Annotated in this window: 12 protein-coding genes and 1 rRNA gene; 7 read left to right on the top strand and 6 right to left on the bottom strand. The window is 61.7% G+C overall.

Annotated elements, in window-relative coordinates:
• A 16S ribosomal RNA gene (locus tag VMH22_06195) occupies positions 1–230 on the top strand; the annotation flags it as partial.
• A 103-nt stretch (positions 231–333) separates the two neighbouring features.
• On the opposite strand, the gene rsmG is transcribed toward VMH22_06195, so the two are convergent.
• Genes rsmG through VMH22_06180 form a run of 3 tightly spaced genes read right to left on the bottom strand, consistent with a single transcriptional unit; the run spans position 334 to position 2,872 of the window.
• Complete coding sequence (rsmG, locus tag VMH22_06190) at positions 334–984, bottom strand: 16S rRNA (guanine(527)-N(7))-methyltransferase RsmG (GenBank protein ID HTW91283.1); 651 nt, start codon at positions 982–984, stop codon at positions 334–336.
• Positions 985–993: 9 nt separating this feature from the next.
• Entirely contained in the window at positions 994–1,947 is a 954-nt protein-coding gene (locus VMH22_06185; GenBank protein HTW91282.1) for an HD domain-containing protein, read from the bottom strand.
• Positions 1,948–1,969: 22 nt separating this feature from the next.
• Positions 1,970–2,872 carry a PorV/PorQ family protein gene (locus VMH22_06180; protein ID HTW91281.1) on the bottom strand — a complete coding sequence of 301 codons (903 nt, stop codon included), beginning with the start codon at positions 2,870–2,872 and terminating at the stop codon, positions 1,970–1,972.
• Between the two features lie 201 nt (positions 2,873–3,073).
• Between VMH22_06180 and VMH22_06175 the strand changes: the two genes are divergently transcribed.
• The 5 genes from VMH22_06175 (at position 3,074) to VMH22_06155 (ending at position 6,805) form a co-directional block, all read left to right on the top strand.
• The gene (locus tag VMH22_06175) at positions 3,074–3,829 is read left to right on the top strand and encodes a YebC/PmpR family DNA-binding transcriptional regulator (protein HTW91280.1); all 756 of its coding nucleotides are present in this window, start codon (positions 3,074–3,076) and stop codon (positions 3,827–3,829) included.
• A gap of 6 nt (positions 3,830–3,835) precedes the next feature.
• A complete protein-coding gene (locus VMH22_06170; protein HTW91279.1) occupies positions 3,836–4,315 on the top strand; it encodes a crossover junction endodeoxyribonuclease RuvC in 480 nt (159 codons plus the stop codon).
• Positions 4,309–4,869, top strand: a complete 561-nt coding sequence (gene ruvA / locus VMH22_06165) for a Holliday junction branch migration protein RuvA (GenBank protein ID HTW91278.1) — start codon at positions 4,309–4,311, stop codon at positions 4,867–4,869. The genes VMH22_06170 and ruvA overlap by 7 nt, the downstream gene beginning before the upstream one ends.
• A 40-nt stretch (positions 4,870–4,909) precedes the next feature.
• Positions 4,910–5,905: a Holliday junction branch migration DNA helicase RuvB gene (ruvB, locus tag VMH22_06160; protein HTW91277.1), complete on the top strand. Its 996-nt coding sequence runs from the start codon at positions 4,910–4,912 to the stop codon at positions 5,903–5,905.
• A gap of 252 nt (positions 5,906–6,157) precedes the next feature.
• Positions 6,158–6,805, top strand: coding sequence for a 3D domain-containing protein (locus VMH22_06155; protein ID HTW91276.1), 648 nt, complete (start codon positions 6,158–6,160; stop codon positions 6,803–6,805).
• On the opposite strand, the gene VMH22_06150 is transcribed toward VMH22_06155, so the two are convergent.
• Entirely contained in the window at positions 6,755–7,612 is an 858-nt protein-coding gene (locus tag VMH22_06150) for a polysaccharide deacetylase family protein (protein ID HTW91275.1), read from the bottom strand. The genes VMH22_06155 and VMH22_06150 overlap by 51 nt on opposite strands.
• Before the next feature lie 92 nt (positions 7,613–7,704).
• Here VMH22_06150 and VMH22_06145 point away from each other — a divergent pair, with 92 nt between their 5' ends.
• Positions 7,705–9,402: an NAD+ synthase gene (locus tag VMH22_06145; protein HTW91274.1), complete on the top strand. Its 1,698-nt coding sequence runs from the start codon at positions 7,705–7,707 to the stop codon at positions 9,400–9,402.
• A 41-nt stretch (positions 9,403–9,443) separates the two neighbouring features.
• Here the strand turns inward: VMH22_06145 and VMH22_06140 are convergent, their stop codons facing one another.
• Together VMH22_06140 and VMH22_06135 are read right to left on the bottom strand one after the other, a co-directional pair.
• Complete coding sequence (locus VMH22_06140; protein HTW91273.1) at positions 9,444–11,090, bottom strand: tetratricopeptide repeat protein; 1,647 nt, start codon at positions 11,088–11,090, stop codon at positions 9,444–9,446.
• A gap of 130 nt (positions 11,091–11,220) precedes the next feature.
• The gene (locus VMH22_06135; GenBank protein ID HTW91272.1) at positions 11,221–11,784 is read right to left on the bottom strand and encodes a nitroreductase family protein; all 564 of its coding nucleotides are present in this window, start codon (positions 11,782–11,784) and stop codon (positions 11,221–11,223) included.
• Positions 11,785–11,836: the final 52 nt, after the last annotated feature.

The following is an 11,836-nucleotide window of genomic DNA, read 5'->3' as shown; positions in this document are numbered from 1 at the left end:
GGTTCGGATTGCAGGCTGCAACTCGCCTGCATGAAGATGGAATCGCTAGTAATCACTGATCAGCATGCAGTGGTGAATACGTTCCCGGGTCTTGTACACACCGCCCGTCACGCCATGGGAGTCGGCAATGCCCAAAGTCCCTCTTTTGAGGGCCTAAGGCAGGGCCGATGACTGGGGCGAAGTCGTAACAAGGTAGCCGTACGGGAACGTGCGGCTGGATCACCTCCTTTCTACGAGTTTTGCACGAACCCGGGCACGCTTTTTGTTGTTACATCCTGCATTGAAAGAACGAAGGCCGACACGGCCTTCTTTCTTTTTTCCGGCGGGCTTGGGCTAGCGGGAGGAGGCGAGAACGATGAACCGGCGCGGGATACCAGACAGCGGGAGCAGCACGTCGTGTGAACCGACGACACGTAGCCGGAACCGCGCCAGCAGCCTCGCCGCTTTCCGCAGTTCGGCCGCGCAGTCCTGCATCTTGTACAGCACAATCTTGCCGTCAGCCTTCAGGTGTCTGCCGGCCTGCTTGACCACGTCCGGCAGCGGGCCGGAAAGCCGGCTGAGCACTACGTCACATTCCAGCGGTGAAAGTGATTCCGCCCGTTCGTTCAGTACCTCGACGTTGCCGAGTCCCAGTTCGGACACTGCGGTAGCCAGGAACCGGCTTCGCTTCTGAGAAGACTCGATTAGCAGCGTCTTTAGGTCGGGCCGAACCAAGGCAAGAGGAATTCCCGGCAGGCCGGCGCCGCTGCCGACATCGCAAACCCTTGCGTCTTGAGGCAGCAACCGCTGCACGGCCAGCGAGTCAATCACATGATAGGACAGAATCCGGCCGGGATCGCGGCGGGAGACGAGGTTGATGCGCTGGTTCCAATCCCGCAGGATCTGCGTGTAGCGGGTGAGCAGGTCGTACTGCGACTGGGTCAGGTCGAGGTCGAATTGTTTGCAGGCGGACTGCAGGGTCGGGAAGTCCGGGTCGGCGCTCATCGCGCGGGACTAGGCTTCAGGCGGGTCTTTTATGTAGACGTTGGTATCCAGGTAGTTGTTGAAATCAGTCCATTTGACGTTCTTGTTTTTCTCAACCACCTCGCGGAAGATGGCCAGCCGCGAGTCCGCGTAGTCGAGGGAGAATACCAGGAAGGCCTCGGCGAACTTCGGGGTCTTCGGCGAGCCGTACTCAAGTTCGCCGTGATGGGAGAGGATGATGTGCCGTATCATCCGCGAGAGCTCGGCCGGGAAGTCCTTGATGGCCGCGATCTTGTCCTCGACCATCTTCGAACCCATGACCAGATGACCCATGAGCCTGCCGTCAGGCGTGTGGTCGATAGCAACTTCGTAAACGTATTCTTTGACCTTGCCCACGTCGTGCAGAATGACCCCGGCCAGAAGGAGGTCGCGGTCCACCTCCGGGTAGATCTCGGGCAGGGGCTGCGCGGCGCGGCACATCATCACGGTGTGTTCCAGCAACCCGCCGAGGCAGGCGTGGTGTACCCGGGCCCCGCCCGGCGCGAGGGAGAACTGCTCGGCGAAGTCCGGGTCGGTGAAGAATGATTCGAGCAGCGCTCGAATGTAGCGGTTCTTCACGGCGGCTACATAGCCGCGGAGTTCGGTCAGGAGCTGTCCTCGGTCAAAACGGGAGGCGGCGATGAAGTCGTCACGCGAGATGTCGGACGAATCGGCAGGGTAGATGAGGCTGACGGTGAACTGCGGTTTGCCCTGATAATCACCCATCCGGCCAACGACGCGGTAGAAGCCGCCGACCTCGACGCAGCGCAGGGCATCGTCGATCCTGTCCCACATGATGGCAGCGACCGATCCGGTCTTGTCGCGCAGTTCGAGTGTCAGAAAGGCGCCGCCGTCACGGCGTTCTTTCACGTCCCGGCGCGAGCAGTAGAAAACGTCGTCAACCTGCGTACCGGCTTTGACGTCCTTGAGGAATTGTTTCTTCACTTAAGTCTCTGCAGGTGCCGGCCTAAAGAGAAAACGCCAGCGAGAGGCGGTGGGCGGCCCCGAGTTCGATCATGGGGATGAAGCAATAGTCCAGTTCGTATCCGTGCCAGCGGAGTCCGAGTCCGGTGGTCAGCCCGGCCAGAATGTCAGTGCCACCTCCCGACTTGAGGTCAGGGCCGTAGCTGTCGTACCCGGCGCGCAGACACAGGACGTCCGTAACCCAGCCTTCAACGCCGGCACGGACCCTGACTTGATCAGCGGTCGGTTTGTGCACGTCAAGCACCAGATTGAGCGATGGGTTCGGCTGATATGCAACTCCCAGTCCGATATCCATGGGCAGGGGGTCAATGCCGCTCTGGAATGCTTTGAGCTGTCGCCCGACGTTTTCTACAGCTATGCCAGCGGTAAGGCCGTTGACCGGCAGCTTGTAATTCGCGCCGATATTGCCGGCCAATCCCATCGCGAAAAAGGTGTCGATCGAGCCGTATAGCCCCTGCACTCCCACTCCGACCTCCAGCGCCTCGCCGAATCGCATTGCTCCGCTCACGTTCAGATCGGCATAGGAAAGGCCGAACGTGCCTTCCTCATCGCCCTGCTGGTTCGTGCGCTTCATGGTACCGGAGTTCAGATACGTCACGCCCAGCCCGACGCCTTTGTCGCTGCCGACCGGCCGGCTGTACGCAGCGGAACCGGTCTGGACGCCCGCGACGTAGTTCAGGTATCCGACGTGCGCTCGCGGGCTCCCGGCCGACAAGACGTTCGCCGGGTTGTACCAGAAGCCCATCGGACTCGGCGTGCTCCCGATGGCTGCCCCGCCCATCGCCGCTTCGCGGGCGGTGGGAGTCAGCCGGAGGAAATCGAAGCCGGTAGTGCCGGCATCTGGATCAATTCCGACAAGGGTGATAACCAATGTCAGCGCGAGCATGGTACTTCTAAGTTAAGCTCGTTTGACGTTCTTGTCAAGCTAATCATCAGGCGGTGCGATGTTTGACATCAGCGTCTTCATACCTACAATAGTGTCTGGAACTGCAGGCGTCGAACCCGGAACGGTTCCCCGGCGGGTTCCGGCATCCAATCGACTTGACGACAACCGGTGCCGCGGCGCCGGCTGCTGAGGAGGATAGTTATGTCCGGACATTCTAAGTGGTCAACAATCAAGCACAAGAAGGGCAAGGCCGACCAGGCGCGCGGTGCGGCCTTCTCCAAGCTGATTCGGGAAATCACCACCGCCGCCCGGATCGGCGGCGGAGATGTGAACGCCAACCCCAGGCTGCGCACGGCGGTCGATTCGGCCAAGGCGATTAACATGCCGGCCGACAACGTCGATCGCGCCATCAAGAAGGGCACCGGCGAGCTGCCCGGAGTTACTTACGAAGAGACCATTTACGAAGGATACGGCCCGGGTGGAGTAGCCCTGATGATTCGTGCACTGACCGATAACAAGAACCGCAGTACGGCGGAAATCCGGCATGTCTTCGACAAGTATGGCGGCAGCATGGGCTCGGCCGGGTCGGTAGCATGGCAGTTCAAGCCACAGGGCCTGATCGTCGTATCCAAGGACAAGGCGGACGAGGACGCGGTGCTGACCGCGGCGCTAGAGGCCGGGGCCGACGACGTGCAGACCGAAGCCAGCGCTTACTCGATCCTGATTCCCATTTCCTCGTTTGAGAAGGTGAAGAAGCAGCTCAAGGACGCCGGCATCGCGTCCGAGAGCGCGGAACTCACCATGATTGCGGCCAACTCGGTCAAGCTGTCAGAGCAGGATGCCCCCAAGGTCCTCAAGCTGATTGAGATGCTTGAGGAGTTGGAAGAGGTCCAGCAGGTCTACGACAATTCCGACATCCCCGACGAGATACTGGAGAAGATAGCGGCCGAGGACTAGCCTCACTTGAGGATTCTGGGGATTGACCCAGGGCTGGGCGCGACCGGATACGGGATAATCGAAGACGGCGAGGCCACCGAGTTCGGCCTCATCACCACCGATACCCGCCAACCCATTGCTGATCGGCTGCGCTCGCTCGGTGATGGCCTCGAAGAGGTGGTCGGGCGCAATCGGCCGACGCACTGCGCTCTGGAGACGCTTTTCTTCAAGTCGGTCGGGGCGCGGAGCGTCATCCGCTCAGCCGAAGCGCGCGGCACGATTGTCTATGTTCTGGGCCGGAACCGCATACCGGTGACCGAATTGACCCCTGCCACCATCAAGCTGTCCGTGACCGGGAGCGGCCGGGCGTCGAAACACCAGATGAACTACATGGTCAAACGGTTACTCTCGCTGGGCGAGAGAGTTTCCGAGCACGCGGCCGATGCCCTGGCCGCCGCATACTGCCTTAACCGCAGGCTCCCGACAAAGGCGGGACGGCGATGCTAGCCCGGCTGCGCGGTGCCCTGGTCGAGAAGGAGCCGACGCGCGTCGTCGTCGAATGCCAGGGCGTCGGGTTCGACCTGAAGGTCCCGTTGTCGACATCACGGCGGCTGGCCGAGGTCGGTGGTGAGGTGGTCCTGCAGGTGCACACTCATTTTACCCGGGACGGGGTCCAGTTGTTCGGGTTTCTCGAAAAGGAAGAGATGACCGCATTCCAAAGGCTGACATCGGTTTCGGGCATCGGGCCCAAGGCCGGCCTGAACCTGTTGTCCCGATTCACTCCCGGGGAGATAGATTCGGTCATCGCCAACGGCAAGGCCGATGTGCTCCGAACCGTGCCCGGCATCGGGGCAACCAAGGCGGACAACATCATCAAGAAGCTGCAGGCCGAGGCCACGCCACCCGAGGCCGGCTCGGAATTGCTGGCGGATGCGGAGTCGGCGCTGGTCTCGCTGGGCCTCACCCGACGCGAGGCCCGGGACCGGCTGAGGCGGGTCGGTGCGGCCGAGAACCTGAGCCTGCAGGAGTTCCTGAAGCTGGCTCTGGCGCAGCGAGGCTAGCGGGGTGGTTCAGGCCGAACGGGTTTCGTCTCCCCAGCGGATGCGGGGAGAGGAGGCGTTGGACGAGGAGATCCGCCCCCGAATTCTCAAAGACTTCATCGGCCAAGACCGTCTGAAGGAGAACCTCCGGGTATTTATCGAGGCGGCCAAGCTGCGCGGGGAGCCCCTCGAGCACGTTCTGCTTTTCGGCCCACCCGGTCTGGGCAAGACTACTCTCGCCTACATCATCGCCGGCGAGATGGGCGCCGCGGTCAGGGCGAGTTCGGGCCCGATACTCGAACGGCCGGTTGACCTGGCCGGCATTCTTACCGGCCTTGCGCCGAAGGACGTCCTGTTCATCGATGAGATTCACCGGACCAACAAGTCGGTGGAGGAATACCTGTACCCCGCGATGGAGGATTTCTCACTCGACGTTCTCATCGACAAGGGGCCTGGAGCGAGGTCAGAGAAGATCGGCCTCCATGGTTTCACGTTGGTCGGTGCCACGACCCGCTCGGGCCTGCTCACCGCGCCGCTGCGTTCCCGGTTCGGCATGTCATTCCACCTCGACTACTACCCGGCAGAAGACCTCGTTCTCATCGTCCGACGTACCGCGCGCATCCTGAGCGTGAAGGTTGAGGACGACGCTGCGGCAGAGATTGCGAGAAGATCCCGGGGCACGCCACGAATAGCTAACCGCCTGCTGCGTCGCGTCCGTGACTTTGCTCAAGTCGCTGGTAAGGCATTGGTGGACAAGGAGATAACTCGCTACGCCCTGGCTCAGCTTGATGTAGATACGCTCGGACTGGACGAGATGGACAAGAAGATACTACTCACGATCATAGACCGCTTCAACGGCGGGCCCGTCGGTGCCTCGTCCCTGGCCGTGGCAGTCGGCGAAGATGTTGGCACGCTGGAGGAGGTCTACGAACCGTTTCTGGTTCAACAGGGCCTAATCCAGCGAACTCCGCGGGGACGCATCGCCCAGAAACGTGCCTATGACCACTTCAGCCGCAAGGTTTCGAATTCTCAACAGAGTGAGCTGGACCTCGGATAGGGTGTGATCCACAGATGTCCCAGGTTGTCACTTGCCAGTCTCGTGTCCCGCATGCGTAGGCGCCAGATTGCGTGTTTGAAATGCCTCAGCCGGCTTTCTGACCGACTGTCGACGGCCATCGTCTGGCCAGTGGCCAAGGTTGCCTATGGATAAGTAGCGCTATCACAATAGATTACACACCTGGAGTTTCAGTTGCCCGAACACGCCCCAAGGATTTTCTTGACACGAACGGTGAGATTTGGACTATATATCATGAGAAAATGGGCTGTAGGCCTGTTGCTGCTGGTGTCTACCTGTTTCCTGCCCAGGGCGCAGACCACAAGCGGCGTCGTTCGGACCGGCGTACAGCCGCCTGATTTTCTGCTTTCGGGTCGACAGGACAGCGTTGGGACGCCGCAGGCCCGCTACCTGGGGCGCTTCAAGATCACCTACTACTGGGCGGTTGATGAAGCCGAGTACCCTACCAGCAGATCTTCAGCAATCTACCTTGCCGACGGCCAACTTCTCGGCCGATTCTCCTCAGCCTTCGTGAAGGCCTTCCGCGAGGAGGCGGCAGCCTGTCTCAAGGACGGGCGTCGTATCAGCTACCTCAAGCAGGCGAATCGAGCCCAGGTAGTGGATGAGTATCTTGGTTGCAGCGGGCACAGACTCACGGAGCTCAGATCCATCGCGGTCGACCCCCGTATCATACCCTTGGGATCGATCGTGTACATCCCTCAGGCAGAGAATGTCTCAATTGACGGTCAGGTCTTGGGCGGCGTTTTCTACGCCCACGACGTGGGAACTGCCGTGAGAGGCAAGCACATCGACATATTCGTGGGACGGAAGCAGAACATGGACGCCTTTACATCAGCGGGGATGGGTAGTTCGAGTGGCGTCGATGTCTACATCCTGGAATAGCCGGCCAGAGTCCGACTTCGTAGTAACCCCCAGAAGTGTCCGCTTAAGTTTGTCCCGCCACCACTCGCGGTAGAGTTCCTCGAGCGTAACGACGCGAACCCGACGTTCGTGTATCCAGTCCAGAAGGGCAGCAAAGTCGGTGACCGGCCATTCTGTGAAGACGCGGGGCTTCTGGACAATCCGGTGCAGCAGGATGACGGTTGTCTTGTTTCGCCGGATGTGGGTCATGATAGCGGGCAGCCGGGCGTCGATCCTGAGTTCGACTTCCGGAATTCGATAGGGTTCTACCCAGAGGTTCGGTGTTCCCGCTCCGACTTCACGGGCCAGTTTGTAGCCGGCGCGGCGGACCAAGTCGCGGATCCTGCCGTTCATGTCGCCGTAGGGGTAGACAAAGGTTATCACCGGTCTGCCGAACATGGACTCGAGATGTCGCTTCGATTCGGTTATCTCCCACCATGCCGACGTAGTGCTGATCCGAGTCAGCCAGGCATGAGTAACAGTATGGCTGGCTATTTCGATGTCGCAGGAGTCCAGCATCTCCCGAATCTCGCGCTCATTGAGGAATCGGTCGGAAGGGCTGTAGGACGGCTTACCCTCGGTGATGCAGCCGGTGATGAGTGCCAGCGTCATCGTCATGTGATACCGCTTGAGCAAGGGATACACGTTCTCGTAGACAGAATGGTAGCCGTCGTCTACCGACAGGACTACGGTGTGGTCCGAGAGGTCAAAGGTATCGAGCCCCGGCGGGACCGCAATGTCCGGTCGCATCAGCTGTGCCGGCAGCAGCAACAATATTAAAGGGAACACTACGACAGATAATAAGCCCTGCGCCCGTTGTTGACAAGGGTTGCTGATTTGGCAGACTGAGTTCTGAAAATGACCGGACACAAGGATTTCCGGTGCCAGTGGCTCTGGCCTCGGACATGCGTATCCTTGAGACATCAGCCTATCACTCCATGAGAGTCGCTCTGGCTCAGCTGAATCCGGTAGTTGGCGACGTGCCCGGCAACGTCGGGCGCGTGCAGCAGTTGTTCCACCGGGCTTGTCAGATCAAACCCGACCTTGTCGTTTTCCCAGAACTCGTACTGACCGGCTATCCGCCGCGCGACCTGCTGGTCCGAAGCTGGTTCATCGACCGGGTGGAATCCGGTCTGGCCGACGTTGCGCGGATTTCCGAGCAAGCCCCCGAAATCGGGATCATCGTCGGGGCCCCAGTCCGTTCATCGCGCAGCCCGGGCAAGGGTCTGTTGAACGCCGCCGTGCTCGTGGCCGGAGGCAGGGAACAGTCCCGGCAGGCCAAGTCACTGCTGCCGACCTACGACGTATTCGACGAAACGCGGTACTTCGACGCTGCCGATAACGTGCGGCCGGTGAGATTCCGCGGCGAGATGCTTGGGATGACGATATGTGAAGACGCGTGGAATTCTCCGGAGATGTGGGAGCGGACGCTGTATGATCGCGACCCGATAGCGGAACTCGCATCAGCCGGCGCGACAGTGCTGATCAACATCTCGGCCTCGCCGTTCACTGTTGGCAAGGAGGCAGTCAGAAAGCGGCTGGTTTCCGGGCACGCGTCCCGGCACGGGCTGCCTTTTGTGTTCGTAAACCAGGTCGGCGGGAACGACGACCTGGTGTTCGACGGCCGGAGCATGGCGTTCGACCGGCGTGGAATGCCCCAGATGGTGCTGAAGTCCTTTGAGGAGGAGCTCACCGTGGTTGAGACCGAGACGGTCGGCGCGGAGAGCAACTATGCTGAGATCGATGCGGTTGGGTCCATCCACGACGCGCTTGTGCTTGGCGTGCGCGACTACGTGCGGAAGTGCGGGTTCAGAAAGGTGGTGCTCGGGCTTTCCGGCGGCATCGACTCCGCGGTCGTGTGCTGCCTTGCCGTGGCGGCGCTGGGGCCGGAGAACGTTCTCGGAATCACGATGCCGTCCGAGTACTCATCCCGCGGCAGCGTCGAGGACTCGCGCCAGCTTGCGACAAACCTCGATATCGATCTCCGCGAGATAGGGATCAGCGAGGCCTATCATGCCTACCTGTCGCTGCTCGAGCGCGATTTCGCGGGGCGCAAACCCGATACTACCGAGGAGAACCTTCAGGCCCGGGTCCGTGGCAACATCCTGATGGCGATATCCAACAAGCTCGGCCATTTGGTGCTGGGGACCGGGAACAAGAGCGAGATTGCCGTCGGGTACTGTACGCTTTACGGGGACATGGCCTGCGGCCTGTGCGTGATCGCCGACGTCCCCAAGACCACGGTCTACGCGCTGGCAAACTACATCAACCGCAGGGGCGATGTAATCCCTCATTCCATCATCCGCAAGCCGCCGTCAGCCGAGCTCCGACCTGACCAGACCGACCAAGACACGCTTCCCCCCTACGAGGAGCTCGATGCCATCATCGAGGCCTACGTGGATCAGGGCCGCTCGGCCGATGAGATCGTGGCGACCGGACACAGCCGCGACACGGTAGACTGGGTCATACGGGCCGTGACGAGGAACGAGTACAAACGGCGGCAGGCCGCGCCCGGTTTGAAAGTGACCAGCCGGGCGTTCGGCACGGGCTGGCGGATGCCGATGGCTGCGCGGTACTGAGGCCGGGGGCCAGAGGGCAGAGGCCGGGGACTGGGGTGACTTCAGCGCCGGTTCTGCGCAGCGCTGTCGAGGGCTGCGGCGCTGCGGAGTTCCGCGTTTGCTTCCTCGGTGCGGCCGGCTGCAGATAGAGAGTTCGCATAGTTGAGCCGGAGCGTGTGCGAGTTGGGGTACTTGGCGACCGCATACGCGAAAGTTGCCAGCGCGCTGTCTGGCTCACCCGCCTCGGTGAACGCCACGCCGAGGTCATTCAGTACCATTGCCGAGTTGGGGTCCAGATCTCTGGCAAGACGGAACTGGTGAATCGCGCGGCGATGGTCGCCTCTCTCGCTCAGCAGCCTGGCCGAGTTAACGTAGGCGTGGACATAGCCTTGGTCCAGCCGCAGCGCGTGATTGTACAGCGCGAGTGCGGAATCCGGCCGCTGCGCGGCTATAGCGTCAGCGAGGCCGGCGTAGGCCGTCGGCGCGTCCGGAGCTTCGCGGACCATCGCCGTGAACAGAGTTTCGTCGTTTCGCCAGATGCGCGAGCGGACCATTGTATCCACAGCCAGGAACAACACGATCGCGGCCAGCCCGATTCCGACCACCTTCCGAGCAGTGATTCGGAATGTGAGTAGACGCGACAGCACTGTGACCAGGACCATCACCATGCCCGCCGAAGGCAGGCAGAGCAGTCTTTCCGCGGCGAGCGGTCCAGGCGTCGCGATGCTCAAGACCGGGAGCAGAAACGCGATCGTCCAGGCGTAGCCCCAAAGCGTTGCCGTGAACCGGCGTTGGAGCGAGAGCAGGGGCACCGAGACCGCGAAAAGCAGGGCCAAGAGCAGGTTCGGAGTCAGCGTAAAGAACACGTTGCTGGCCGGGTATCTGACGCGGTGCGCGAGCGGCCAGAAGAACATCCGGATGTAAAGCCCGAAAGTATTGGCCGCAGCAAGAAGCCGGCGCCCGAATCCGGCCTGGATCGCGAGCGGAATCGGCGACCGGACCGCCGCCACGTGGAGCAGCAGATAGCCCGCCAGGACCGCCAGGGAAGCCAGCACCAACCACCAGTATCGACGGTCGTACCTGACGCCGACCAGGAGTGGGGTCAAAGCGACAAGCAGCGGAAACATGACCGCGGTCTCCTTGCTGAGCAGGGCGAGGCCGAACATGGGCGGAACTGCCAGCCGCCACCAGCGGTTGCGCTTGCGGAAGGAGCGGAGCAGCACAAAAGCGGCCAGCGCCGTTAACAAGGTCAGCATGATGTCGGTCCGGCCGGAGACGTAGGCGACCGTTTCGACGTGGGACGAGTGCGCCGTGAAAAGCAGGCCGCCCAGCAGCGCCCAGACCCCGGAATGCAGCAACTCCCACAAGACCAGGGTGACCGCCGCCGCGGCCAGTGCGAACAGCAGCACGTTGACGAAGTGGAACCAGTGTGCGTTGGTCCGAGAGAGCATTCGGTCCAGTCGGAAGCTCAGCGTTACCAGCGGACGGTAGTAGGCGGGGGATGGGAGTCGGGAGTCAGAGGTCGGGGTCCAGAATCCTGGTCCTTGGTCCCTGGCTCCGTGTCCGGTGATGAGTGACGCGTCGTCCCAGACGAAGTTGAAACGCGTGGCCGGGAGGTACATGGCCACGGCGAAGAGCGCGACTGCGGCCAGCACGACGGCCATGCCGGCACGAGTGCGCAATTTTTCCTGGAGGGACCTGCGGCCCATCGCCCCAAAGTCTTGCCGGAATCAGGCGGTATGTCAAGCAGACCGGGCAGCGAGGGTCAGGCGGTGACGGAAGTCAAATGAACGAGCGAGGTTTCAGATGGGCGTGGCTACGGGTGGCGGAGACCGCGCGTCAGCGCGGGGGCTCGTTCCAGGACGCGATTTCGGAAAGCGGTTTGCGGGGGCGTTCGCTGGTCGAGACGTCTGCGGCCGGGTAGCCGAGCGCGATGAGCGCGACCGGCTTGTACCCCTTGCCGCGCAGGCCAAGGTGCTTGAGCAGGGCCCGGCCGTCATACCAGCCAATCCAGCAGGTCCCGAGGCCCTGCTCGGCTGCGGCCAGCACGAAGTGCTCCCCACCGATGCCCGCGTCGACCAGTTGCCACTGCGTGCCCTGGATCATGCCCGCGACTTTGTTGACCAGCAGGTTCTCTTTGATGATCAGGCAGACAATGACCGGAGCGGAGGCGAACCGCTTCGATGGCGCGTAGGCGCCATGAAAGACCGCTTCGGCGAGTTGCGCCTTCTTCTCCGCGTCGTCGAACACGATGAACCGCCACGGCTGCATGTTGTCGGCCGAAGGCGCGCGCCGGGCTGCTTCAAGACAAAGCTCGATCTTCTCACGTTCCACCGGCCGGTCCGCGAACCGGCGCACCGACCGTCGGCTCCTGCAGAGCTTCAGGAACTGTGAATCATTCATCACTAGTCCTCCGATCTCCGTACTTCTGACTTCTGACTTCTAGCTTCTAGCT

The organism is bacterium (genome assembly GCA_035505375.1).
GTDB lineage: Bacteria > Hydrothermota > Tepidihabitantia > Tepidihabitantales > Tepidihabitantaceae > UBA2258.
The sequence above is the reverse complement of the archived record's forward strand: the minus strand, read 5'-3'. Positions and strand labels throughout refer to the sequence as shown.